Genomic DNA, 26230 nt, shown 5'->3' on the forward strand with positions numbered 1-26230 from the left:
GCTTACTGAATCGTCCGGTTACGCCCTTCGCGTTTGGCGGTATAGAGGTTTTTGTCCGCGAGAGGAAATAGCTCATGCACCGTATCCACCAGATATTTTCCCGATGTGGGCGCATGAGCGATACCGATGCTGACCGTCACCGGGACAGGCTGTTGGTTGAATAAAAACATCGTTTGCTGGATGGTCTGACGCAGGCTATCGGCCAGCCGGTAAAACGCCGACGGATTGTAGTTAAAGCACACCACGGCGAACTCTTCTCCGCCGATACGGCTGACCAATCCCTGCGCAGAAACCACCTGCTGTATCACTTTGGCGACCTGACGCAGAATTTCATCGCCGCAGTCGTGCCCGAAGCTGTCATTGATGTTTTTGAAGTGATCAATGTCGATCAGCATGATATTGACGGCATCGTGCTGGGATTTAACGCTTTGACCGTGCGTGGTCAGCGCTTCGGTAAACCCGTAGCGCGATAAGGTATTGGTCAGAAAGTCATGGCTGGCTTGTTGCAACAAACGCGCATTCAACTGGCGAATGGTGCGGGCGTTGGTCGCCATCATCAACGGGCTGAAGATCGTGGCGGCGATACCGATGCGGGCGATGATGATTTGGTGCATGAAGTACGGGTCTTGCGGGCTATAGAACGCGTAAACGTGTTCGGCGGTGAGGATCAGCTCCGTGGCGCCGACGCATAAGGTAATCAGCCGAATCAGCCATAACGGATAGACAATTGCGCACCAGGTCAGTGCGGGCAACGGAAACGCCAGAATGGCGACCGGGCCGAGCAACGGCGCCACCACGATAGAGACCAGCAGCAATAATAATGGCAGAGCATCCGACAGCCGCAGCATCGGCAGGTGCAACGGTATCTGGCTGCGCAAGGTGAGCAGTAACGGCAGGAACAATACGGCGGTGTAGAATTGATCGCTGAACCAGTTGAGGAAGTTGCTGCGAAATACCGCGGCGGGGAATGCCGGCCAGGGTTGTTGCGCCAGCGCGCCTACGAAACCGCACGCCAGCGCCGCTATCATACAGGCGGCGAAGACATACAACGAACTGACCATATCCGTTTCCCGGCGAGCCAGAAAACCCGGCCAGTTGAGTAACTGGGTCAGGACGACGATAAACGCGATGTTGGCGGAGTTGATGGTCAGCGCGCTGGTGCCCCAGCCGTAGAACAGCGTGTCCTGCAAGATCATGGCCGCGTAGGCGACAAGGTAATACCAGGGGGTATTCAGGTATCGGCAGCGGTAAAACAAGGCGGCGACAATAATGTTCACCGGCCAGAATACCGACAGATCCAGTTCGGACAGGCGAGCATGCGCGCCAATATTGCACCCTACCAGTGTCACCATGAAGACATTCACGCTGTTCAGCCCGGTGCTGCCATTTTTAAATAACGCCAAGTTCAAATGCATGCCGTCAATCCACTTTAGGTTTAGAGCCTTCCCCTGGCGCTAGTCGTTGTAGGTTTTGTGGCTGCCTGGCAGCCACAGATTACGCGCAGAGCCGGTATAATACCGTGTTATACCCATCATACTTCAAGTTATCGATCCCTCGTCTTGCCGACGGGGTCGCCAATGTGGACCCTTGTTTCAACGGCTGCCGGCAGTAACACGATTCAACACGTGTTTTGCTCAAACGCCGACAGGTGCGGCATTGACCCGATTCGCCCGTTGCCTCGTTACGCCAATGATTCAGGGTATAGATATAAATGATATTAAAAAAGTCTGTTTAGCTCTGTTTCTCTTTTATTCTATTTCTGTCAATTCGTTACGGGCAAGAAGCCGACAGGATAAAAACAGGCATAAAAACGCTGGAGAGAAGGCGGGAATTTGGCGATAAAGTGCCCACCGTCCATTGTCCGGCAGGTTGTGTCGCCGCGGACGGTGGGGTGTCAGTGGAAACGCCAGGCGGTCAGGCGACGCTCTGCCAGCGTGATAAGCCGATAAAACAGCGTGCTGATGAATGCTATCAGTACTACGCCGGCGATTACGCGTTCCGACTGAAACAGTTGCTGAGCGCGGATCATCATGCTGCCAACACCGCTGCCGGTGGCGATGAAGTATTCCGCACCGATGGCGCCGACCCAGGCGTGCATCAGCGATAACCGAATGCCGGAGAATAGCGTCGGCAGCATCGCGGGCAACGTCAGCCGCCGAAACCGCTGCCGTGCGTTGAGACGCAATACGCGTGCGGTTTCCAGCAGCGACGGGGGCAGATGGCGAGCGCCCTGATAGCTTGCCAGCAGCGTGGGGAAAAACGCCGCCAGTGCGATGAAGACAACCTTGACACTCTCCTCCAACCCGAACCAGGCGGTGAGTAGCGGTAGCCAGGCAAAGAGCGCCACGCTGCGTAGCGCGGCCAGTAGCGGCGTTAACAGACGATCGGCAAGGCGACAGCGGCCCAGCAGATAGCCTAGCAGGCAACCCAGGCTTGCTCCTGGCGCGAAGCCTGCCAGCGTACGGGACAGACTGGCACCGAGTGCTGAGGTCAGTTCTCCGTTGCTCAACCCGGCCAGCAGGGTGGTCATCACCTCATGGGGGGCCGGCAGAAACGCGGTATGCACCCAGTGCCGGTGCGCGACAAACTGCCAGAACAGGCACAGCAGCACAGGCAGAATCCAACCCGCCAGCGCGTGCCAGGCGGCGTGCGGCATCGGGTTATCGTGACTCGGCACCGGCGCAGGCCAGAAAATCCAACGCCGCTCCAACCGTTGCAGCATCTGTTCGCCTGCCAGACCGAAAGCGCCGATCGCCAGAATGCATACCAACACCAGGTCCAGCATAAACAGCTGGCGGCTCTGCACCATCAGATAACCCAGCCCTTCGCTGGATGCCAGCAGTTCCACCGCGATCAGCGATACCCAACCTTGTGAGAACGCCAGTCGGGTGCCGGTCATCACATACGGCAGCATCGCGGGGATCACCAGCCGACGCAGCCGGGTCGGCCAGGGCAGGCGTAGCGTGCGCGCCATCTCGTAGAGTATCTGCGGCATCTGGCGTATGCCGGCACAGGTGCACAGCGTGACCGGCACGGTCACCGCTTTGATCAGCACCACCAGCTTCAGCGCTTCGCCAATGCCCAGCGCCAGCATCAGCAGGGGGATCCAGGCCAGCGTCGGGATTTGCGCCAGCACGTTGAATAACGGCATACACAGGCGGTCCAGCGTGTGGCTCAGGCCGAATAGCACACCGAGCGTCAGTCCCAGCGCGATGCCGCCCGTCAGTCCGACTGCCAGCCGAACAAGGCTAACCTGCAACTGGGGAGCTAATTCCTGCGGGATGAAGTCGTAGGCGCTGTCCGCTACCGTCGCCGGGGAAGGCAGAATCTGTTCCGACATCCAATCGTAGTGGCTGGCGAGCCACCAGACGCACAGCAGCAGCAGCGGCATCAGCAGTGCGCTGCATACCGCCGACAGGTGGGCGGAAGGCCACGGTCGCAGCAGGTTCTGCGTCAGTTTGGGCATCGTCGACATTATCATGGTGCGCGGTGCTCACTTGCGGGTTAGCAACGACAAACGGGTGATGCCCGCTTTTTCCAGATCGGCCAGCAGCGCGGCCACCGCGCCATAGTTGGCGGTGTCTTCCGCCTGTACCTGTACCACCAGATCCGGGTTGGCGGCTTTGGCCTGTTGCAGGCGCGCCGTCAGCGCTGTGCGGGGCAGGGCTTCCTTGTCGATAAACAACTGCTGCGATGCATCCAGGCTTATCACCAGCGGGCGCGGCGAGTCGGCCGGCGCCACCGCCGCCGTTTTGGGCAGGCGAATCGGGATGCTGTTGGTCAGCATCGGTGCGGTGACGATAAATACCACCAGCAGCACCAGCATCACGTCCACCAGCGGAGTGATGTTCATCTCACTCATCACCTCGTCATTGTCGCGGGAAGCAAACGCCATGATTACACCACCTCGCGGATCGTTTGCACCGCATAAGGCGCGGTCGGTTGCTCCGGGGCAAGACGGAATTCCTGCGCTTGCGCCACGCTGTAAATGTCATGGGCAAAGTCGTCCATATCGGCGACTTCCAGCTTCAGCCGGCGTAGAAAATAGTTGTAAATCAGCACGGCAGGCACGGCCACCGCGATACCGATGCCGGTGGCGATCAGCGCATTGCCGATGGGACCGGCAACGGTATCCAGACCGGCGGAGCCCGACTGGCCTATCGTCTGCAGCGCCGCCATGATGCCCCACACCGTACCGAACAAACCGATGAACGGCGACGTAGTGCCGATGCTGGCCAGCAACGCCAGGCCGGTTTCCAGAGCGCGGCGCTCGCGCTGGATTTGCTGCTGCAAGGCGCGTTCGACCCGATCCTGCAGGTGGGCAATCGGTGTGATGCGGTCTTTCACCCGTTCCAGCGTCAGTTGTGTGGCGCGCGCCAGATTCGCCAGTGCGCCGGGATGGGCGACATCGCGTAGCGCGGCGTCGATGTTCTCCTGTTGCCAGAACAACTGGCGGAACTGCTGATTACGCCGCCGCTGGCGGGCGTACTGCACCAGCTTGAGCAACCCGATGGACCAGGTGACGAGCGAGAAAAACAGTAGCAACAGGATCACGCCCCCTTCCGGGGACAGCAGAGTGATGTGGTCGAGCGTCATAATAGGGATGCCTCTATGAGTTAAGGGTGAAATCGACGGGAACTACGACCCAGCCGCTTTCCGGCTGGTCGCCCCGGCGGGCCGGTACGAACGACCAGTGCAGTACCGCCTCGCGGGCGGCGTCGTCCAGCGTCGGGTATCCGCTGGAACGTTGCAGACGAATGGTTTGCACCTTGCCGTCCGGCCGCACCTGGACATTGAGCAACACCGTGCCTTCCCAGCCGCGGTTGATCGCCACATCCGGGTAAGCGGGTGGCGGGTTGTGCAGATAAGCGGCGTTGGCGGAAGGCGGCGTTACAGGTGCAGTCGCCGCCGGCGTTGCAGTGGGGGCGGTCGCGGCGGTATTGACGGGCGCGCTCTGCGGCGCAGGCGCTGCCGGCTGGCGCGGCGTCGCCGGTTTTTTCGCTATCGGTTTGACCGGTTTTGGCGTCTTCACCGCCGTGGTTTCATTAACGCGCGTGGGTTGCGGAACCGGCGGCGGCGTTAGCGCCTGCTCATCCACCAGCGGTTCGACGGTGGGTGGCGGTTCGTCCGGCGTGCTCTCGGCCACCGGCGTCGGTTCCGGCGGCATGGTTTGGGACAATATTGTTTGGGACGGCGTAGCTTCAACTGGCGTAGCCTCAGCCGGCGCGGCGGCGAATTCGATGGTGACCGGCAGCGGGCGCGGCGGCACCCGCGTCGGCGCCGACGGTCGCAACGCCAGCGGCACCAGCACCGCGGCGTGCAGTACCAGCGCCAGCGTCAGGGTGAGCCACCTTTCCGACCGTCGCCCGGATAAGGCGACCGGCCAGGCCGGCGCAATTGCGCGGGCGGTAGCCGGTCGGAGGGGCGTGTTGCCGTCCGATGTGTCCGGCCAGTCGACACCGGCAGCCCCGGCGTACAGGGGATAAGTCATAATGGCGTTACTCCTCGATAAGGCCGGCGCAGTGAGTATTTGTATGGCTGCGCGCCTGTTGGATCGGTTGTTGGTGAAAAGACCGGACCACAAATAACGATTAACCAGGAAATATAAATAACGGTGTTGTCGATTCTTAATCATTTGCTTTTGATGTCAAATGCCATATCTCGATATCAATATGCCGTCTTTTATCTGTTGAGCCTGATGGAATTCCTGCGGCGTCAGCCGTTATTTATTTCCCCGCTCTGGTGGTATTTACCCTAATCGCCGGTGGGAAAAAAAGGCTAATGCATCATCAGCATAGTTTTTTTGCGTTGGCTGCATGAGACGGGCAACGCCGGTGTTTCCTGTTTTAGTTAATTCATAAAAATACAAATGACATTTTTATATTAGCCAGTTTATTTTCCACCCTTTAAATGTTGCCGAAGCAAACACAACAACAGCAAACACAACAACAGGATGCACAGATGATGTTTTACGCGGGGAGAAATATGACGCAAACAGGAAAGTACTGGTTATTGTCCGGCCTGCTGGCTTTAACCACACTCTGGCACATGAGTGCGCAGGCGGTGGGCGCCACCGAGATCCGCATCGCGGTGTCGGATATCGGCGCCGGTTCTCAACCGAGCGGCGGTGGATTGGTGGATCTGATTTTCAGCCAGAAACGGCTGGAGCGGGAGTTCGCCCGCGACGGCATTAGCGTTCGTTGGCTGTTTATCAAAGGCGCCGGGCCGGTGATTAACGAAGGTTTCGCCAACCATCAGATAGACATGGCGTATCTGGGCGATCTGGCCAGTATCATCGGTCGTTCACGCGGGCTGGATTCGGTGGTGATTGGCGCGGCGGCGCGCGGGGTCAATCACTATCTGGCGGTATCCCGAGGTTCGTCCATTCACCGGCTGGAGGATCTGAAAGGTAAGCGGGTAGGGCTGTTTCGTGGTACTGCGGCGGAATTGTCGTTCGTCACTGCGCTGCATTCCCGTGGGTTGAGCGAGACGGACATGAAAATCATCAATCTGGATTTCGCCGCCGCCAGCGCCGCGCTGGCCGCCGGTCAGATTGATGCCACCTGGGGAGGCAGCAACGCGTTGGCGTTGCGCGATAAAGGACTGGCGGATATCGCGGTATCCACCCGTGATTTGCAAGGCGCGGGGCAACTGACCGGCTTGATTCTGGTCGATGGTCAATTCGCTCGCCGGAATCCGGATGTGCTGATGCGTATTATCAAGGTGCAAAAAGAGGCGTCCGCATGGGCCAGTCAGCCGGCTAATCGGGATAATTATATTCAACTGCTAGCGACGCAATCGGGTTATCCGGAAAGATTGCTGCGCGAAGATTTGGACGGTATGCCGCCGTTATCCCAATTATTATCACCGGATCTGGACCCCGCGTTTATCGCTATTCTCAAGCAATCTGTTGCGCTGGCTTATGAGGCGAAATTAATCCGTAAATCTTTTTCAGTAGAGGAGTGGTTTGATGGGAAATATTTAAACCATCAGCGCTGATGGGCGTTCCATTCATTATTTTTCTTCTCTGCTTTATTTATTGTCGCGCTGGCGCGGCAAGGGTAGCTGTATTTTAAAACTGGGGTGGATATGGGTAATAAAAAACGATTTCCTGGCGATACCCGGTCGTGCTTGGCGGTGTGCTGGCGATGCAAGGACCGGTGCAGGCGGCTGATACGCCGGCGACGCCGACTAACGCCGTTACGGCGCCGAACGCTGCAACGAATTCCGAAGCCGCGACGGCGCCCGCGCAGGCGGTACGTCTTAAACGGGTACAGGTGAACGCGCAACGCCGGCAGGCGCAGCAGCAAACCAGCCTGGCGTCGGTGGTGGACGGCAAGGAGCTGGAGCAGGATCGGCTCTACCGCTTTGAAGATCTGTCGCAGGCGGTGACCGGGGTGGATATCGCCGCGGCGGATGCGCTGGATACCCGGGTGACTATTCGCGGCATCGGCGACGGCGGCGGCAGCGAAATCAACATCGGGATGCCAAGCAGCGTCGGGCTGTTTCTGGATGGGGTGTACCTGTCCCGCCCCGGTATGTTGTCCAACGACCTGCTGGATATTGATGCGGTTAGCGTGTTGAAAGGGCCGCAGGGCACGCTGTATGGCTTTAACACCACCGGCGGTGCGGTGGATATCCGTAGCCGCAGGCCGACGTTCAAGCCGGAAGTGTCGCTGGAACAGTCGTTCGGCCAGCGTGGTTACGTTCAGTCCAAACTGATGGCATCCGGTGCGCTCAGTGACAACTGGGCCGGGCGCATCAACCTGTCGCATACCGAAAAAGGCGGCTACGTCTACAACGTACAAAATGGTCATCAACTGGGCGGCAGCAACAGCAACGGCGTACGCGGTCAGTTGCTGTACCAGCCGGATGATGGCTTCAGCCTGCGTATCATCGGCGATTACAGCGAAGCCACCAGCTACCCGGTGATGTCGCTGGTGGAGAGCCACCCGGTCGGCGGCGTGGATCAGTTCCGGACCCGCGCGACGGCGGTTGGGGCGCGGCTGGTGGACGGCCGTCAGGTGGCGCTGGATGACGAAACCAAAAACCGCGTCGCGCAGGGCGGCGGCTCGGTCGAAGCCAACTGGCGGCTGCGCAACGGCTATACCCTGAATTCGCTGTCATCGCTACGTTATTTCCGTTTTCTGCCGGGTACTGCCGATGGCCTGAGCATTCCGCTGTATCAGGACAGCGGCGCGGACGCCCGCGACCGCACCTGGGGGCAGCGCTTCTGGGTCGATTCACCCAAAGGCGGTCTGGCGGATTATTCGTTCGGGGTGGATTATTGGGGCGAGAATCTGGATACCTTCGGGCATGACTATTACTACAACAATGCGCGTGTCACCCGCTGGTACGGCAACACCAGCAACACCGGTAAATTCGTACAACGCTTTGGCTCGCTGGAAGATTCGGTGTATTCGGCTTTCGCCCGCAGCACCTGGCATTTGGGCGACCGCTTCGACCTGACCACCGGTGTGCGGGAAACCTACGAAAAGAAAACCGGCAGCTTCCGCCGCATCAACAAAAACGATTTTAACTCCGGCGATCTATCGCAGAGTTATCACCTGCCGTCCGCTACCGTTAGCCTTAACTGGTACGCCACCCCGAATGTGACGCCATACCTGACGTTGGCTTACGGTGAAAAAGCCGGTGGTCTCAACATTTCCTCCGGGGCGGCGAAACAGGCGGGCGTCGATAGCCTGTATATCAAACCGGAAAAAACCCGCGCCGCGGAACTGGGGGTGAAAACCCACTGGCTGCAACGCCGGGTGGAGTGGAACTCCGCATTGTTCTGGAATGAAGTCAGCGATTTCCAGACTACCGCCTACGACGAAGAAACGCTGAGCAGCTATCTGGTCAACGCCGGAAAATTCCGCTCGCGCGGTGTGGAGTCACAACTGGCGCTACGCCCGGTGGAGGGGTTGACGGTGAGCGTTAACGGCACCTTGCTGGACGCCCGTTATCTGGATTTCAAAAACGCCAAATGCCCGCCGGAAGTGACGCTGGCGGCCAACCCGCCCGCCTCCTGTGACCTGAGCGGCGAGCGGGTGTTCAGTTCGCCGAAGCTGACCTACAACGCCCGCATCCGCTATGAGTGGCAAACCTTCAATAACCTGCAAGCGTTTGTGGCCGGGCGCTGGTCCTGGCGCAGTTGGGCCTACGGCACGGTGGACGATTCCGACTTTACCCGCATTCCGGCCTACGGCGTGCTCAACCTTTCCACTGGCTTGAGCGGTAAACAGGACGGACACGCCTGGCGGGCTACTTTATGGCTGAACAACGCGCTGGATAAGACCTACTACCGTACCGTTAAATCGGGCGATTACGGGTCGGCGTACGGCGTACTGGGTGAACCGCGCACGCTGGGGATCACACTGGGTTATGACTTCTGAGGAGATGCCGATGCCACTGTATAAGACCTCGCGCCGCCGCTTCATCCGTGACGGCGCCTTGTTGGCGCTGTCGGCGCCGTTGTGGAACCGGGCGCTGGCGAGTACTCCGGGGGGCGGTGCGGTTGCCGACACTACGCCGGCGGTCCGGCTGAACTGGCTTGAACGGCAAGCGCCCGCCAGCTTCGGCGGCGTGACCTGGGGCGTGCCCTGGCCGCCGGGGCGGGTGCCTGCCGGCAGCGGATTCGTGCTGGCCGAAGACGGCCAGACGGATCGCGCATTGCAGAGCTGGCCGCTGGCCTACTGGCCGGATGGTTCACTGAAATGGTCGGCTCATGCGCTTGGCGCTGAGCACACGCCCGGTCATGGGTTGTCGCTGAGCCCGGTGCCGTCGGCTGCTGAAACCGGCGGCGCCATCGTCACCGAAACAGCGCAACACTGGGTGGTGGATACCGGCCGATTGCGCTGTCAGGTGCCGAAAAACGGCGAACGGTTGATCAGCGAACTGTGGCAGGACGGCAGACTGGCGCTCGGCAACGGTCGATTGGTGTTGCAGATTCAGTCCGGTGAAGAGGCGGACGGGCCGCTGACGGTGGAGCGGTTTCAGGGGCAGGCTACGCACGTCACGCTGGAGCAGAACGGGCTGCAACGTGCGGTCATCGCACTGCGCGGCGCTCATCGCCATGTCGTGTCGGATGGCATTACGCGCCTGCCATTTGTGGTACGGCTCTATTTTTATGCCGGTTCGGCATCTCTGCGCTTGCTGCACACCATTATCTACGACGGCGATGCGCAGCAAACCTTCATCAAAGGTTTGGGGGTGGCGTTTGATGCGCCGCAGCAGGGCGAACTGCATGATCGCCATGTGCGATTCACCTCGGCGCAGGGCGGCTTGTTTCAGGAAGCGGTGCGCGGCCTGACCGGCCTGCGGCGTGATCCGGGCGACGCCGTTATCGCGGCGCAACTGGCGGGAAAGGCGACGCCGCCGGTCACGCAGTTTCCTCCGGCGGTGGGCACACGGCTGGATTACATTCCGGCATTCGGCAGTTACCGGCTGACCCAGCATCATCCCGACGGCTACCAGATCCACAAGCGCACCGCCGCCGGGCAGGGCTGGCTGTTGTCCGCCACCGGACAACGGGCTTCCGGCACCGGCTATCTGGGTTCGCCTGCCGGCGGGGTGGCGTTCGGCATCCGTCATTTTTGGCAGAGCTATCCGGCCTGTCTGGATATTCAGCAGGCGCATACCGATCTGGCGACGATAACGCTGTGGCTGTGGTCACCGTACGCAGAGCCGATGGATATGCGCTTCTACCACGACGGCATGGGGCAAGAGCGTTTCGAACAGCAGCGCGAAGCGCTGGAGATTACCTACGAGGACTATGAGCCGGGATTCGCTACCGCAGAGGGCGTCGCCCGCACCAGCGAACTGTTTCTTGATGTGCTGCCGGCTACGCCGGACAGCGAGACCCTGCTGGCGATTGCCCGCCGTCATCAGCAACCCCCGCTGCTGGTGGCCGACAGCACCGACTTACAGCGCGCCGGCGTGTTCGGCCCGGTATGGTCGCCGGCCGTATCGGGGCATCAGCCGCAATCGGCGCTGGATGCACAACTGGCGTGGTATTTCGATTTTTATCAACAAGAAGTGGAACAGCGGAAGTGGTACGGCTTCTGGGATTTTGGCGATGTCATGCATACCTACGATGGCGATCGCCATGTCTGGCGGTATGACGTGGGGGGTTACGCCTGGGATAACTCGGAGCTGAGCACCGATCTGTGGCTGTGGTACTACTTTCTGCGCAGCGGGCGGGCGGACGTGTTCCGTATGGCGGAAGCCATGACTCGCCATACCGGTGAAGTGGACGTACACCATGCCGGGCGTTTCCAGCCGCTAGGATCCCGTCACAACGTGCGCCACTGGGGCGACAGTGCCAAACAGTTGCGTATCTCCACCGTGGCGAACCGGCGTTTTCTGTATTACCTGACCGCCGATGAACGCATCGGCGAGTTGATGGATGAACAGGTGGAAGCGCTGCGTACCCTGCAACGGGTGATGCCGGGCCGTAAGATCGGCCAACAACCGCCAGCCGACGATCATCTGGTCAGCCTCTATTTCGGCACCGACTGGGGCGCGGTGGCAGCCGCCTGGCTGACGGCCTGGGAACGGCGACATGACGGCGCGATACGCGATCGTCTACTCAATAGTATGCAGTCGATCGCCGCCCAGCCGCACGGTTTCTTTACCGGGCTGGCGGAGATGGACCCGGATACCGGGCTATTTCGGCCGGCAGCGGCCGATCAACTGTTTATTTCGCATTTGAGCGCGGTATTTGGGTTGGCGGAGGTGTGTGCCGAACTGTTGCAGGTGCTGCCGGACCCGGCGTTCGAGCGTGTCTGGCTGGATTATTGCCGCCTGTACAACGACCCGAAGGCGCTGGGCGCGTTTGTCGGCCAGCCGGTGAAAAAACGCAATCTGGTGCAGGGACATGCCCGGCTAACCGCCTTTGCCGGCTGGCATCAGCGCGATAACGCGCTGACCCGGCGCGCCTGGCGCGAGTTTATCGAGGGTGAAGGCGGCATTGCCCATCCCAACCGGCGGGTACGGCTGATAACGCCGCCCGCAGTGCTTTATCCGGTGAAAGAAGCGGCGATCGACTCGTCGATCGATCAACGTTCCGGCAGCAGTATCGGCACCAATCTGTCTACCAATGCGGTGGCGCAGTGGGGGCTGACCGCCATCGCCATGCTGGCGCTGGCGGGGGAGGCACCGCCCAAGACGCCATTCAGATAACGACGAACCCGATAACGACGGCACGAAGAATTACGCCTGCCGCAGCAGGCTTCAACAACACATCATCAGGACATCATCAATGACGGACACAGGCTATAGCGCACAGATCACGGTCATGGAAAGCCGCGCCGATCAGGCGGTGAGCGCTGCCACGGCAGGCGACGCCCATCAGTTTGCGTTTCAATGGTCGCAATCCGCTGACGGGATACCATTGCGTTGGCGGGTGGAGCAGGAAGACCCGGCGCGTACCTATATCGGTATTGACGAACATACACTGACACTGGATGCCGCCGCCGGTCTGACGGTGTGGCTCGACCAGCCGTTATCCGGCGGCTATCGCATTAGTTATCTGCGCGAAGTCCTGCTGCAAGGGCAACCGAACGATCGGCTTTCCGATCTCAATCAGTTTTGGGCGGCGCGGGATCCGGCACGCACGTCGTTGTTCACTCGTCATGGGGAATTGAGTGAATACGATAATCTGGCGCTGTATTACGTTGGCATGGGCGGTAACTGGAACAGCACCACCCGTTTTCGTTACTACAATGGGCAGGGTGAGCGGCAACTACTGGGAGAGTTTACCGATGAAGCGCATCTGCTGCGCGCCGGGCGGCGTTATCGGGTCACCATTGAGGTGGACAGCACCGAAACCCGCTTCCTTATCGATAACCAACTCTATTTCCGCGCCCATTATGCCGAGCCGCCTGCTAATGGCTATTTCGGTCTGAGGATGGTGTTTTCACGGCAAACGATCAGCGATTTCAGCGTTACGCCGCTGTAGAGCCGGACAGGTCGGCGACATCGTTATGCAGCGATTGATCCACTTGCAAAAACATGGCGATAAGCTGCTGCGACAGCCAGGATGGGCGGGCGTCGATACGGCTGACGATACCGTAATGGGTGTAAAACTCGTCGGTGTCGTCATCCAGCCCGGTGATTTTCAGCATGTGAATGCCGTGCGGCGGTTGCTGCAAAGGTCCGTGGCGGTGGTTGGTGGTGCCGATGGCGTCGGACTGGCGGATCACGTCCAGCAGGCTGTAGCCGTTTTCGCATTCAATGCCGGTGCGGATATCCTGCTGACCGCTTAACCGCACCAATGCCTGACGCAGGTTGGGGGGGCGTACGGTGGCCGCCAGCGGATAGCTGAACAACTGTTCGACGCTGATTTCATCAAACGCGGCCAGCGGATGCCCCAGACGGCAGCAGAAACCCCAACGGTGCCGGCTCAGCGGCTGCACGTTGTAACGAGCATCCAGTTCGAAATGGCGGGTATCGGCAACGATAAAGGCAAACTCTTCCGCCATCAGGCGTTGCCCAAGCGCTTGCCAGTTGTCGACCCGGAACACTAACCGCACTCGCGGATAGTGTCGGGAGAATTCGCCGATCACCTGAGGCATTAACCAGGCTGCCGGCGCCGGGCCGCAACCAAAATGCACTTCGCCGCTCTCTTTTTCGCTGAACTGCTCGATATCATTGAGTAAATCCTGCGCGTGGCGAGTGAGACGGCGGGCATGCTCCAGTACCAACTGCCCTCTCTTGGTGGGTTCCAGGTTATGGTGACGGTCGATCAGCCGCGCGCCCACACTCTGTTCCAGCGACTGAATGCTGCGGCTGAACGCGGATTGCGAAATATTCATGGCCTGTGCCGCCGAAGTGAAATTCCGGTGCTCGATCAGCGCAATAAAATGGCGTAACTGACGCAGGTCGATGTTCATAGCATTCAGGGTAAAGTCGGTGTCTTCTGGCAGTCGGACAGATTAATCAGGCTAGCAGCCTGACGTCCCCGGAAACAAATAACCAATACGGTGACGATATTACGGGTTGTTATATGTCGATATGTCGCAAACGGTGGGCGGGCATGAACACCCCCTCCTGCCGGCGGCAGGAGGGGGTGGGATTAGACGTAAGAATCGTCGTCGTCGTAGGAATCATCGGCCGCGAAATCGTCGTAGTCGTTACTCTGCGGTTCGCTGCCGGCGTTGTTCCAGAGATTGTTATTGGCAGCGCCGTTGAAGGTGTCCAGATTATCTGCGCTGAAATCACGGAAGCTATCGTTGACGTTATCCAGCGGATTCTCGTTAAGCATCGGCGTTTCATTGATGATGTTGACGATTTCTTCCGGCTGCGAGCGGTGGAACATGCCGGTCAGCATGTCCGCCAGCACCACGCCGCCCGCCACGCCGGCGGCGGTCTGCAATGCGCCGCTCAGAAAACCGCCCGCACGGGACGGCGCCGGTTGGGCAGAGCCCGGTGCCGGCTGGCCGTAACCGGCGGCCGGCGGCGTATACCCCATCGGCTGACCATAGCCGGCGGGTTGACCATAACCGGCCGGTTGCGACGGCTGTACCGGTTGCGGCGCGCTACTGCGACTGCCGCCGCCGAACAGACCGGCCAGAAAACCGCCGCTACTTTGTTGCGGGCGGGCGGCGGCGTCTTGTTTCAGCCGGTTAATCTCCGCTTCCAGCTCTTTTACCCGTTGGTCCAGCTGTTTCAGCGCCGCTTCCTGAATAATCATCGCCTGTGCCATGTAGTAAGGCGCGGCGGGTTGCTGGCGGATGTATTCGTTGATTTGCTGTTCTGCCTTGAGATCCCGAGGGCCTGTGTTGGTCTCGGCTGTTTTCAGTCGGCTAAACAGACCATCAATAAGGCGTTGTTCTTCAGATTGCATAGGATTACCTCAAGAGATATTGGATTGCGGGCCCGCCTAATCAGACCGGCCCTGCGGCTGTTTTGTCACACCCTTCGCCGCCATCCTACTGCGTTCCGGCAGGCTAATACACGGTTGTCAGGTAAAGCTGCTTACAAATTTGTTACCAATTACGGCAAATTTGCGTCGGTTGCTCTGCAAATTTCCGTCTTACCTTTGCCGCTATTGATATTTTACCTGCGGCGGGAATGAGTGATTAATATCCCTCAGACGTCTTCGCCGTTATGGCCTGATGACGTCATCTTTTGGGTTCGTTTTACGAGCCGGTTTCCTGAATGATCGACGCGAGGAATCACCATGTCCCATCAGTCCTGTTGCGGTTACTCCATGCTGAATGTCATGACCTTGATATATTTCATTACTGGAGTCCGCCATGAGCCATACCGCAAACTTACCCGTACTCAATTTTTCTCTGCTTGACGGAAATTCGCGGCAACGCGCCGATTTCCTGCACCACCTGAATCACGCTGCGCGTGAAACCGGCTTCTTCTATCTGACTCACCACGGCGTCGACCCGGAACTGCAACAACGCGTTCAACGGCTGTCGCGTGCTTTTTTCTCCCTGCCGGACGCGGAAAAACAACGCGTGGCGATGATTCACTCTCCCCATTTTCGTGGCTACACCCTTGCCGGCGCGGAGCGTACTCGCAGCGAGCCGGACTGGCGTGAGCAGTTCGATATCGGGGCCGAACGCCCGCCGCTGCGCCTGTTATCCGGCGATCCGGCCTGGCGGCGACTACAGGGGCCGAACCAGTGGCCAGCGTCGTTGCCGCAACTGAAAATCGCGTTGCTGGAGTGGCAGCAAACCCTGACCCGCATTTCGCTGCGTTTGTTGCGTGCTTTCGCTGAAGTGCTGGGATTGCCGGTAACCGCGTTTGACGCACTGTACGGCAGTAAACCCAACGAGCATATCAAGCTGATTCGCTATCCCGGTCGGTTGGCGGCGGACGGTCGGCAGGGCGTCGGCGCGCATAAGGATTCCGGTTTCCTGACGCTGTTGTTGCAGGGTAAGCAGTCCGGTTTGCAGGTGGAAGTCGAACCGGAACACTGGGTGGACGCGCACCCGCTGCCAGGGTCGTTTGTGGTCAATATCGGCGAACTGCTGGAGCTGGCGACAAACGGTTATCTGCGCGCCACCGTGCACCGGGTGACGTCGCCGCCGGTTGGTCAGGATCGCTTATCCATCGCGTTCTTTCTCGGCGCGCAACTGGATGCGGTAGTGCCGGTGTTTCCGCTGTCGCTGGCGCTGGCGGAGCTGGCGCGCGGGCCGGCCAGCGACCCGAACAATCCACTGCTGCGTGAAGTGGGCTGGAACTACCTGAAAGGGCGTTTGCGTTCCCATCCGGACGTGGCGAAGCGCTATTACGGCGATGTATTGCAAGCGCAGCAACAGGCGGTTACCGCCTGAATTCGATTAGCGATAAAAATGAAAATCATCAAGGGATAACAAAATGAAAAATCATAATTTTTTTACTCTGACGGCAATCGCGTTGGCCATGGGGCTGTCGGTCTCGGCGCAGGCGGCCGATGCTTTGCGGGTAGCGGCGGACTCGGTGCCGCATGCGGAAATTTTGGCGCAGATTCAAAAGACCGACCCGTCGCTGAAGCTGAAGGTGGTGGAACTGAGCGGTAACGTGAACGCCAACGAACTGCTGGCCAGCGGCGATGTGGACGCCAACTACTTCCAGCACGTGCCTTATCTGCGCGATCAGGAAAAAGCGCTGGGTAAACAATTCGTGGTGGCGGCTACCGTGCATATCGAGCCGTTGGGGATTTATTCCCGCAAGTACCAATCGCTCCACGAGCTGAAGGAGAACGCCACCGTGGCGGTGCCGAATAACGTCACCAACCTCAGCCGTGCGCTGTACCTGTTACAAGGACAGGGGCTGATCAAACTCAAGGCGGGGTATAACGACCCGTCGAAAGATCAGGCGACGCCGAAAGACATTGCCGACAACCCGAAAAAACTGAAGATCAAAGAGATTGAAGCGGCGCAGATCCCCCGTTCGCTGGATGATGTCGATCTGGCGGTGATCAACGGCAACTACGCGCTGGAGGCCGGGTTGGTGCCGTCGCGCGATGCGCTGGGGCTGGAAAGCGCCAGCCATAACCCATACGCCAATATTCTGGTGACTACGCCGGCGTTGCAAAACGATCCGCGCATCAAGCAACTGGCGAAGGATCTGGAGTCCAAAGCCACCGCGGACTTCATCGGCCAGCGCTACAAAGGGTCGGTGATTGCGGTGGCGGGGCAATAACGCATGATTCGCATCGAACGGCTGGGGAAACGTTATCCGGGCTGCGAGCAGCCTGCGCTGGAGAACGTGTCGCTGACCATCCCGTCAGGGGCGGTGTACGGTATTCTCGGCCGTAGCGGCGCCGGCAAGAGCACGCTGATTCGCTGTCTCAATCTGCTGGAGCGGCCCACTGCGGGCCGTATTCTGATGGATGACTGCGACATCGCCGGTCTGTCGCCGCGGGCGTTGCGCCAGCAACGGCAGCGAACCGGCATGATTTTCCAGCATTTCAATCTGCTGCACGCCCGCACGGTGCGGGATAACGTGGCGGTGCCGCTGGAAATCGCCGGGGTCGGCAGGCGTGAACGGGAAGCGCGCGTAACGGAATTGCTGGCGTTAGTCGACTTGAGCGACAAAGCGCTGGCCTATCCGTCACAGCTGTCCGGCGGGCAGAAACAGCGGGTCGGCATCGCCCGCGCGCTGGCGGCTCAGCCGCGTTATCTGCTGTGCGACGAGGCCACCAGCGCGCTCGACCCGGAAACCACCGCGTCGATCCTGGCGTTGCTGGCCGACATCAACCGGCAACTGGGGCTGACTATTGTGCTGATTACCCATGAGCTGGAGGTGGTCAAAGCCATTTGTGATCACGCTGCGTTGCTGGAGCAGGGGCGAGTGGCGGAAAGCGGCGCGCTGCGAACGCTGCTGGCGGACCCGCTTTCCCGCCTGCGACAGGCGCTGTTGCCGGATCTGGACGCCGAGCGCGCGTTTTTGCGGCGGCATGGTATCGGGGAGGAAGAATTATGCAAAGTCGCCTGAGCTGGGAAGACTTTTTCCCGATGATGCTGAACGCGACGCTGGAAACGCTGTATATGGTGGGGCTGGCGGCGTTGTTTACCGTGCTGGTGGGGTTGCCGACCGGTGTACTGCTGTTTATCAGTCGGCAGTCCGGTGTCCTGCCGCTGCCGCGAGTGAACGCGGTGCTGGGAGGCGTAATCAACGTCGGGCGTTCGCTGCCGTTCGTGGTGTTGCTGATAGCCTTGATTCCGTTTACCCGCTGGGTGGTCGGCACCACGTTGGGTAGTACGGCGGCGGTAGTGCCGATTACCGTCGGCGCGTTTCCGTTTTTCGCCCGCATTGTGGAGAACGCGCTGGCCGAGGTGGACAGCGGCCGGGTAGAGGCGATTGTGTCGATGGGCGGCACCGTCTGGCATGTGATCACCAAGGCGTTGCTGCCGGAAGCGCTGCCGTCGATCCTGGCGGGCATCACGCTGACGGTAGTGATGCTAATCGGTTTTTCGTCAATGGCGGGGGTGATTGGCGGCGGTGGGTTGGGAGACCTGGCGATCCGCTACGGTTATCAACGTTTCAATCAGCAGGTGATGGCGGGCACGGTGATCGTGCTGGTGCTGTTGGTGCAACTGGTGCAGTCGCTGGGTGACCGGCTGGTGCGTCGGCTGGCTGACCGACGGTAATCTTTTTATCCACCCTATCGCTGGCGTTCAATCGATTAGCTATGCATAACCCTGGGCATAGCACCTGGTTTATCCACTGCGGTGGGGAAAGGCATTGAATAAAATAAACAAAGCGTACGGTATTTATCCTGGCAGGGGGAGAATATAAAATAAGCAGGTCGGATGAGTCGGGTAATTTCTAGGAGTATTCCATATTCTTTTTATTTCCAGCTTTGCTTTAATCACTCACGAGGCGGTTACCTGAACGCTTCAGTTATTAACCAGAATATAAAACGTTATTTCCGGTTAATCGCAAATGACTTGTTAAAGGAAATTCATAATGAATATGAAACCTCTGTTTTTAGGCGTTATCCTGGCTGCTTCTTACGCTCACGCTGCATCCACTGAAGTGAGCGCCAAACCGGTAACCGGAACGGCCACCAGCGCGGAAGTGAAAGCCACGCCCGTCGCAGACGCTACAGCAGCGAGTCAGGAGGCGAGCAACAAGACGCTAACGGCTACGGATAAATCGCTCAATAAGCATAGCGATAAAAAAGTAATGCATAAAAAAGTCACGACAGAGGAAAAAGAAAAGACGGCGGCAGAAAAAACAGGAAAAGAAAAACAGCAGAACATAAAATAACCGCAGAGAAAAAGAAAAATACCACAGACGAGAAAAAAGAAACGACGCCGATAACGTCGGCTCCCGCTAAAACGGAATAGTTTTTATTAATTAGCAAAAGCATTACGCCAGCCACTGAAGGGAGTCGGTCATCACTGAAACGGTATTATCAGGCTGGCTCCCTTATTCCCCCGGCTGGTCATCGTCTGTTTTTTGCCTGATGCAGAGAATAGACAGGATGCCCGGCCGGGACTTATTACTCCGATTTATTACTTCCACAGCCAGATCGCGGATACTTTCTTGATGCTTATCACGTCGTTCATCGTCCTGTCTGCCGATGGGATACTTCCCGGTCAGTATCACACCGGGAAGTGGAAGCGATTAGTGCGGGATGGCGTCTAACCACTGGCGCAACGCGTCCGTGCTTTGCGCGCCGGTAAGCCGAGCCTGTTCCTGACCGTCTTTCAGCCACAATAGCGTGGGCAGCGAGCGTATCTGTAGCTGTGCGACCTGTGTCAGGTGATGGTCGGCGTCCAGATAGTAGCTGGGTAACCCGCTGAATGTGGCGTCGGCGATGACCGTTTCCAACTGGCGATACAGGCTCTTACAGTGCACGCAGCGTTCCGCGCCCACCAGCAGCAACTGGTTACCGGCAGGCAGCGACAGCGTTTCATCCGGCGTCAGCGACAGGGCGGTGAAGCGATGACGGTTGACGGCGAACAGCTTCGGGCTGCGTTTCAGTTCTTCGCTGTCGGTGGCGACGCACAGCGCATCGCCGCCGCGCTTGTATGGCCGGGTATCGCTGACGGAAATAACGCTGGCGAAGCCGGCCGGCGCCGCGCCGGGTTGACGCAGACGGGTGTTGTCCGGCGCCTGCACCGGCGTTTCCTGCGGGCGCGGCAACTGCGGCACCCAGTCATACGGTACCCGGTAGGCGCGGTACAGCATGTTGGTATTGACGCTTTTGCCCCAGAACGGCGAGATGTATTCCCAGACTATTTCATGGTCCGCGGTCACTTCGAACAGGCGGCCGTTGGCGCCTTCGTTGATCAGCGTGTTGCCGTTCGGCAGGCGTTGAATATTGCTGATGTACGGGCTGTAGAACCGGAACGCGTCGGTCGGGTGCGGAATGCCGGCTTCGTACGGCGAATAGCGCCAGACGATATCCAACGTCACCGGATTAATTTCCAGTACCCGCGAGTAGTCGCGCCAGGCGTTTTTCACCCCGTCGGCCGATGCCGGGTTAGGCGCGCCGTAACCGGCCCAGCCGCCGTTGTCGAACAGCAGAATATTGCCCGCGCCCGGCAACCCGGCCGGGATCATGTGCGCATGATGCTGGCCGATGATCCAGCCCAGGTGTTTCAGTTCCGGCGTGCTGTAGTCCGGGCCGAGCCGCCACACGATATTGCCGCTCTGCTTATCGATGATGGCGATGATGTTGGACTCGCGCGCATCCCAGATAATGTTGTCCGGATGGAAACGGGTATCGCCCTGAGCGAACCACGGGTTGGGGCCGAGAGCGGACATCGAGTTGATGTGCATCCAGTCGCCCATGCCGCCGCTGCTGCTGCGCATGTTGGGATTGCGGTACAGCGCGGTTTTGGCGGCGTCGTCAAAGCCCAGTTCGTCGAAATGGTCGCTGCAACGCCATTCCCACAGGATGTTGCCCTGCCAGTCCACTTCAATGATGGTGTCGTCGAGCAGCAACTTGTCGCTGATTTTCGGGTTGTGCAGGTTCTGGTGCGCCAGAATCAGCGTATTGCCGCCGAGCGCCTGCGGTTCCAGCCCCGGCGCGTAATACCCCACCGGATTGCCGCTGCGTTGATAATCGTGGTGGGCGCGCGCCATCCACTCCGGCGGCAGATCCGGATCGCTGATGTGCTCGTAACGGTTGAAGTGCCAGACCCGGTTGCCGTCCCAGTCCAGTTGCACCACATCCACCATGTCCTGCATGCCGTAGCGGGCGTCGCGCTGTCCGCTGTGACCGAGGATATAACCGCCCGGCAGAATCTTGTTGGGAAAACCGTGCAGACCTTCCCATAGCCGCAGCGCCGCCCCGTTCATGTCGATCAAGACTGCGCCGGTTTCCAGTGCCTGAAAGACGGTGTAACCGCCCCAGGCTTTATCCGGGTGATAAATCGTGGTGCCGGTCGGGTAAACGGAAGGGTGTCCCATGTGCTACTCCATTTAGTCGGTGATGAGTATTTAGTCAGTGATAAGCGTGGCGTCGGGCAAGGCCGAGGCGTCCGAGTGAGTCAGCAGCGCGAGCAGTTCGCTGCACTGCTGGTGAAAAGCCTGGCTGTCGCGCTGGCGCGGGTGCGGCAGCGTTACTGTGGCTACCTGCTTCAGGCGGCCGGGGCGCGGCGCCAGCACCACCACGCGGTCGGCCAGATAGACTGCTTCTTCCACATCATGGGTGACCAGCAGGGTGGTGGTGCCTTCTGCCTGATGAATCCGCCGCAGTTCCTGCTGCATCTGTTGCCGGGTTAATGCGTCCAGCGCGCCGAACGGCTCGTCGAGCATCAGAATGCGCGGGTTACCCACCAGCCCGCGGGCGATCGCCACTCGCTGCGCCATGCCGCCGGATAACTGGGTCGGCAGCGCGTCGGCGAAGTCGTTCAGATGTACCAGCCGAATAAAGTGATCGACCCGGCGGGCGAGCTCGCGGCGGTCAATCTTTTCGCTCGCCAGCCCCAGTTCGATGTTCTGGCGCACCGTCAGCCACGGAAATAGCCGCGGCTCCTGAAACACGATGCCGCGTTCGCCGCCGATGCCGCTAATCGGCTCGCCGTCCACCAGAATGCGGCCCTGATAGTCGTCATCCAGCCCGACCAACAAGCGCAGCAGCGTGGACTTGCCGCAGCCGCTGCTGCCGACAATCGCCACCAATTCGCCGGGGTAAATCGCCAGCGACAGGTCATCGATAACCGTCAGCGGGTTGCCGCCGACGCGAAACTGTTTTTTCAGGCGGTCAAAAACGACCACCGGTTGAGGGTGCTGTTGCGTCATAAGGCGTCTCCTGGGGTGCGCCAGCGGGTCATGCGCTGTTCCAGCCGTTGGCCGAGGGAGTCGATCAGCGTGCCGGTGACGCCGATCAGCAACATGCCGCTGAGAATGAGGGGCATATCCAGCAATTGCTGGGCATTGATCATCAGGCTGCCGATACCGGCGCCGGACGACATGAAATATTCCGCGCCGATAGCGCCGAGCCAGGCGTAAATCATCGCCAGTCGTAATCCGGTGAACAGCGCGGGCGCCGCGCCGGGCAGGATCAGTAAGCGCAGGCGGCGCAACCACGGCAGGCGCAGCACTTGCGCCACTTCCTGCAAGGCGAGGGAGCGCCGATGCACGCCGCGATGAGTGGCGACCAGCATTGGAAAGAACGCCACCAGCGCGATGAAAGTCACCTTGCCGCCGTCGTCGTTGCCGACCCAGGCGGTAATCAGCGGCAGCCAGGCGAACAGCGCCACCTGACGCAGCAGCGTCAGCGTTGGGGTAAACACGGCCTCGGCGCGCGTGCTCAGCCCCAGCGCCAGACCGGCCAGCAAACCGGCGCTTATGCCAAGGGCACCGCCCGCCAGCGCTCGCCACAGGCTGTGGCGCATGGCGTCAGGCAGCGAACCGTCGCTCACCCCCAGCCAGATAGCGCGAAGCACCGCGCCGGGCGGCGGCAACAGCAGCGCGTCAACCCAGCCGTGGTGGCTGGTCAGTTGCCACAGCGCCAGTAATAACAGCGGTATCACCAGCCCGATGGACTGGCCGGCGGGGGCGGCGCGCAGCCGGCCGACCGGCGGATGCGGCCAGGCAATCAGCCGTTGGTCCAACTGGTTGATGCCCCATTCCATCAACAGGCCGGTCAGCCCGATAACGGCGATGCACACCAACACGATATCCAACTGGAATAGCTGACGTCCCCATACCATCAGATAGCCGATGCCCTGCGACGAGGCGAGCAGTTCCACCACAATCAGCGACACCCAGGCCTGCGACAGCGCCAGCCGCAAGCCGGTAAACCACACCGGCAATGCGGCAGGCAGTATCAGCCGGGTCAGGCGCGGCAGGCGCGGCAGGCGCAGGGTGCGCGCCACGTCGAGCAACGCAGGCGGAACGTCGCGTACCCCGCGCTGGCTATGCAGCGTGACCGGTACGATCACCGCTTTGATCAGCACCGCCAGTTTGAGGCCGTCGTCGATGCCGAACAGCACCATAAACAGAGGGATCCACCCGAGCGTGGGGATTTGGGCCAGCGCATAAATGGTGGGATACAGCAGCCGTTCCGCCCGCACCGAGGCGCCCATCAGCGCGCCCAGCAGCGTTCCGGCCAGCACGCCGGCGGCAAGCCCGTTGACCAGACGATGCAGGCTAGTCAACAACTGACCGAGCAAATCGCCCTGCAACAGGGTAAGGGCGGTTGTCATAACCTGCGACGGGGCAGGCAGAATTTGCGGCGGCATCCATCCCCGTTGGCTACTGAGGGTCCATAACGAGAGTACGATCAACGGCAGCAGCACCGGTGCGGCGATGCGCTGAGTGTGACGCGACGCAAGCGAGTATGCCGACGGTAGGCTTTTTACCGCCCAGGGTTTAGGCATGACCAAAGGCTTATTCATTTTTATTTGCAAACTCAGACAAAATGAATCGATAAGCTATAAAAACCTGATTTTTTTGTGCGGCGCCAATGCAATAAACCGATAGTGCGCGTGCAAGAAATGCATATGACCCGCTAACCGGCATTGGCGCTGATTTATGCTTTTTTTTGCTGAGAAATCATGGAAATGTTATTTACGGCGCACCGGTCGCGTTCGCTAGTTTCTCGCCATTGTTAGCGCCTGCAATCAGTGGAGAAAATCATGCAACAACAAGAGAGACATCGTTACCGTGGCTGGCGCGGCCTGTTAAAAGGCGCGGGGCTGGTGCTGTTGGCGGTCGCGGTGCTGGGGAATTCAGCACGGGCGCAGGAGGACAAGCCGGCGGAAATCCGCATCGGCCTGCCGGATCAGAGTGCAGGCAGCAAGCCGTTTATCGGCGGGCCGTTGGGGCTGGCCTATATTCGCCACAGTCTTGAGCAGGCGTTTGAGCCTCAGGGCATCAAGGTACGCTGGTCATTCTTTAAAGGCGCGGGGCCGGCGGTGAACGAAGCGCTGGCCAACCAGCAACTGGATGTGGCGTACCTCGGCGACCTGCGGCGATTATCGGTCGTTCCGGCGGGTTGCCTACCCAAGTGCTGCTGGGGTCGCGCGGCTCCAGTTCGTATCTGGCGGCGACGCCGGAGTCCGGCATTACGCGGATAGAAGACCTGCGCGGCAAAAGGGTGGCGGTCTACAAAGGCACCGCCGACCAGCTATCGTTCGAACGGGCGCTGAACAGCGCCGGGCTAAACGAACGGGATATCCGGGTCATCAACCTAGACTGGACCGCCGGCAAAGCGGCGCTGGCGGCCCGGCGCATCGATGCGGTGTGGGGCGGCGTGTCATTGCTGGCGCTGCGCCCGCAGGGTATTCGCATCATTACCTCCAGCCGCGATCTGGGCTGGGCCAATACCACCCAGGCGGTGGTGCTGGCGACGCAGGATTTTATCCAGCGTTATCCACACGTCACCCGGCAACTGGCAGCGGTACTGGTGCAGGAAGCCCAGTGGGCCAGCGACCCGGCGCATCTGACGGACTATATCAAACTGATGGCCGACCAGAGCCAGATTCCGGCGGCGCTGTTTGAAGAACAGTTCCGGCCGGATTCGCTCAACCTGCAAACGTCGCCGCGTCTGGACCCGTTCCTGCGCAGCAATCTGCAGGACAGCGCGCAGCGCGCCCAGGCCGCCGGGTTGATTCGCTCCGCTTTTTCGGTGGAGGCGTGGCTGGATAATCGCGTCGTCGATCAGGCATTGACCGAGCTGAAGCTGGAGCAACAGTGGCCGGACTATGACGCCGGCGGCAAGCCGCAATAGCGCATTATACGGCGGAGGGCGAGTACAGCCGGTCCTGTTCCAGAATGGCGTCAATCAGCAGTTGCGCCAGCGGCGGCAGTGGTTTTTGCAGGCTGGAGATAACCCCGAACCGGGTCTGCATCTGCGCCCATTCCGGTGGTTGCTCGGCGAGAACGATTTCCACCAGTTGATGGCTGTCGCGGCCGAGCGTAAATCCGTCCTCGCTGGAAAAGCTGATGGCCTGGGTGTGGCGCAGCACGCTGAACACCGAATAGATGTGGTCGCACTGAATTTGCGGGCGGTAGTCCGGCCGGCCGGTCAGCGCCGCCAGTACCTTGCGCATACCGACCGGCAAATAGGGGGAGGCAAGCGGGAAGCGCAGCAGGTCGTCGGGGGTAACCAGCGGCTGTTGCGCCAGCGGATGATCGCGGTGACAGATGAAAAAACAGCGGCGCGGGTTGAGCGGCTGCACCTGTAACTGCGGGTCCAGCTCGGCCTGCCAGGTGTCGGCCACAAAAAATGGCCACTCTTCGCTCTGTAGCCGCTGGTGCAACGCGTGCCAGTTATCAATGCAGTAAGTCACGCGCGCCTGTGGACGCAACAGATGGAAGGCGGACACCGCCCGCGGGATCAACGCCGCCGCCGGTGCCGGGCCGCAACCAAACGTCAGCTCGCCGGCGTCATCCTCGCCGAGTTGTCGCATGTCCTGAATCAGTTCCCACGATAAGGTTTGCATACGTTGGGCGAAAGGCAGCAGCTTTTTCCCCTGCCAGGTGAGGGAAAACTGCTTGCTGTGTCGATCCACCAGCGGGTGGCCGAGGGTTTGCTCCAGCGTCTGAATACTGCGGCTGAACGCGGATTGCGACAGGCAAACCGCTTGTGCCGCCTGCACAAAACTGCGGTGTTCCGCCAGCGCCAGAAAATTGCGCAGTTGCCGTAAATCCAGATGCATGATGGCCTCGCTCGGGGAAATATTTCAGGCAGCTTGGGCTGATGAGTATCGGTAACGCAATAAACAAAAACGCATAACTTATAACGTGTTACCGGTTGTCAGGTTGCATTGACGATATACTGATTAGGGCGCGATGCGTGGTTTTTAGGTTTTCTGGC

General features: G+C 59.8%; 20 protein-coding genes and 1 pseudogene. 10 read left to right on the forward strand and 11 right to left on the reverse strand.

Translation table 11 applies throughout. The annotated features are described in order from the left end of the window. Positions 1-2 precede the first annotated feature (2 nt). The 5 genes from DCH402_RS07405 to DCH402_RS07425 form a co-directional block, all read right to left on the reverse strand. Positions 3-1415: a GGDEF domain-containing protein gene (locus tag DCH402_RS07405; protein WP_040000537.1), complete on the reverse strand. Its 1413-nt coding sequence runs from the start codon at positions 1413-1415 to the stop codon at positions 3-5. A gap of 479 nt (positions 1416-1894) precedes the next feature. Continuing rightward, complete coding sequence (locus DCH402_RS07410; RefSeq protein ID WP_050583275.1) at positions 1895-3481, reverse strand: ABC transporter permease; 1587 nt, start codon at positions 3479-3481, stop codon at positions 1895-1897. Between the two features lie 12 nt (positions 3482-3493). Beyond that, positions 3494-3895 (reverse strand): ExbD/TolR family protein, encoded by a 402-nt coding sequence (locus DCH402_RS07415; protein ID WP_040000538.1) that lies wholly within the window; start codon positions 3893-3895, stop codon positions 3494-3496. Between the two features lie 2 nt (positions 3896-3897). Then, on the reverse strand, positions 3898-4596 hold the full coding sequence (locus tag DCH402_RS07420) for a MotA/TolQ/ExbB proton channel family protein (RefSeq protein WP_040000539.1): 699 nt from the start codon (positions 4594-4596) through the stop codon (positions 3898-3900). Between the two features lie 13 nt (positions 4597-4609). Next, positions 4610-5491 (reverse strand): energy transducer TonB, encoded by an 882-nt coding sequence (locus DCH402_RS07425; protein ID WP_040000540.1) that lies wholly within the window; start codon positions 5489-5491, stop codon positions 4610-4612. Between the two features lie 494 nt (positions 5492-5985). On the opposite strand from DCH402_RS07425, the gene DCH402_RS07430 reads away from it, so the two are divergent. From DCH402_RS07430 to DCH402_RS07445, 4 genes are all read left to right on the forward strand, one after another. Beyond that, positions 5986-6999 carry an ABC transporter substrate-binding protein gene (locus DCH402_RS07430; protein ID WP_040003478.1) on the forward strand — a complete coding sequence of 338 codons (1014 nt, stop codon included), beginning with the start codon at positions 5986-5988 and terminating at the stop codon, positions 6997-6999. 149 nt (positions 7000-7148) lie between these two features. Further along, a complete protein-coding gene (locus DCH402_RS07435; RefSeq protein ID WP_233276330.1) occupies positions 7149-9395 on the forward strand; it encodes a TonB-dependent receptor in 2247 nt (748 codons plus the stop codon). A 10-nt stretch (positions 9396-9405) separates the two neighbouring features. Beyond that, positions 9406-12183, forward strand: coding sequence for an exo-rhamnogalacturonan lyase family protein (locus DCH402_RS07440; RefSeq protein WP_040000541.1), 2778 nt, complete (start codon positions 9406-9408; stop codon positions 12181-12183). Positions 12184-12262: 79 nt separating this feature from the next. Next, complete coding sequence (locus DCH402_RS07445; RefSeq protein WP_040000543.1) at positions 12263-12961, forward strand: DUF6250 domain-containing protein; 699 nt, start codon at positions 12263-12265, stop codon at positions 12959-12961. Here DCH402_RS07445 and DCH402_RS07450 read toward each other — a convergent pair. Together DCH402_RS07450 and DCH402_RS07455 are read right to left on the reverse strand one after the other, a co-directional pair. Beyond that, positions 12948-13895: a LysR family transcriptional regulator gene (locus tag DCH402_RS07450; protein WP_040000544.1), complete on the reverse strand. Its 948-nt coding sequence runs from the start codon at positions 13893-13895 to the stop codon at positions 12948-12950. The two genes, DCH402_RS07445 and DCH402_RS07450, sit on opposite strands and share 14 nt — an antisense overlap. Positions 13896-14077: 182 nt before the next feature. Further along, the gene (locus DCH402_RS07455) at positions 14078-14848 is read right to left on the reverse strand and encodes a DUF2076 domain-containing protein (protein WP_040000545.1); all 771 of its coding nucleotides are present in this window, start codon (positions 14846-14848) and stop codon (positions 14078-14080) included. Positions 14849-15260: 412 nt separating this feature from the next. Between DCH402_RS07455 and DCH402_RS07460 the strand changes: the two genes are divergently transcribed. The 5 genes from DCH402_RS07460 to DCH402_RS07480 all read left to right on the forward strand — a co-directional run bounded on the left by DCH402_RS07460 (position 15261) and on the right by DCH402_RS07480 (position 19218). Then, on the forward strand, positions 15261-16295 hold the full coding sequence (locus DCH402_RS07460; protein WP_040000546.1) for an isopenicillin N synthase family dioxygenase: 1035 nt from the start codon (positions 15261-15263) through the stop codon (positions 16293-16295). A gap of 43 nt (positions 16296-16338) precedes the next feature. After that, positions 16339-17145 (forward strand): MetQ/NlpA family ABC transporter substrate-binding protein, encoded by an 807-nt coding sequence (locus DCH402_RS07465; protein ID WP_040000547.1) that lies wholly within the window; start codon positions 16339-16341, stop codon positions 17143-17145. A gap of 3 nt (positions 17146-17148) precedes the next feature. Next, positions 17149-17940, forward strand: coding sequence for a methionine ABC transporter ATP-binding protein (locus tag DCH402_RS07470; protein WP_081642143.1), 792 nt, complete (start codon positions 17149-17151; stop codon positions 17938-17940). Beyond that, a complete protein-coding gene (locus DCH402_RS07475) occupies positions 17937-18596 on the forward strand; it encodes a methionine ABC transporter permease (protein WP_200864878.1) in 660 nt (219 codons plus the stop codon). Before DCH402_RS07470 ends, DCH402_RS07475 begins: the two co-directional genes overlap by 4 nt. Positions 18597-18915: 319 nt before the next feature. Then, complete coding sequence (locus tag DCH402_RS07480) at positions 18916-19218, forward strand: hypothetical protein (RefSeq protein ID WP_233276331.1); 303 nt, start codon at positions 18916-18918, stop codon at positions 19216-19218. A gap of 360 nt (positions 19219-19578) precedes the next feature. Here the strand turns inward: DCH402_RS07480 and DCH402_RS07485 are convergent, their stop codons facing one another. The 3 genes from DCH402_RS07485 to DCH402_RS07495 are packed head-to-tail and all read right to left on the reverse strand — an operon-like array spanning position 19579 to position 23807. Continuing rightward, entirely contained in the window at positions 19579-21372 is a 1794-nt protein-coding gene (locus tag DCH402_RS07485) for an aryl-sulfate sulfotransferase (RefSeq protein WP_040000549.1), read from the reverse strand. 30 nt (positions 21373-21402) lie between these two features. Then, positions 21403-22206 carry an ABC transporter ATP-binding protein gene (locus DCH402_RS07490; RefSeq protein WP_040000550.1) on the reverse strand — a complete coding sequence of 268 codons (804 nt, stop codon included), beginning with the start codon at positions 22204-22206 and terminating at the stop codon, positions 21403-21405. Then, a complete protein-coding gene (locus DCH402_RS07495) occupies positions 22203-23807 on the reverse strand; it encodes an ABC transporter permease (RefSeq protein WP_040000551.1) in 1605 nt (534 codons plus the stop codon). The genes DCH402_RS07490 and DCH402_RS07495 overlap by 4 nt, the downstream gene beginning before the upstream one ends. 240 nt (positions 23808-24047) lie before the next feature. Here DCH402_RS07495 and DCH402_RS07500 point away from each other — a divergent pair. Further along, positions 24048-25141: pseudogene (locus DCH402_RS07500) on the forward strand (ABC transporter substrate-binding protein). Positions 25142-25145: 4 nt separating this feature from the next. Here DCH402_RS07500 and DCH402_RS07505 read toward each other — a convergent pair. Continuing rightward, on the reverse strand, positions 25146-26072 hold the full coding sequence (locus tag DCH402_RS07505) for a LysR family transcriptional regulator (RefSeq protein WP_040000552.1): 927 nt from the start codon (positions 26070-26072) through the stop codon (positions 25146-25148). Between the last annotated feature and the right edge of the window lie 158 nt (positions 26073-26230).

It is taken from the genome of Dickeya chrysanthemi NCPPB 402 (assembly GCF_000406105.1).
GTDB lineage: Bacteria > Pseudomonadota > Gammaproteobacteria > Enterobacterales > Enterobacteriaceae > Dickeya > Dickeya chrysanthemi.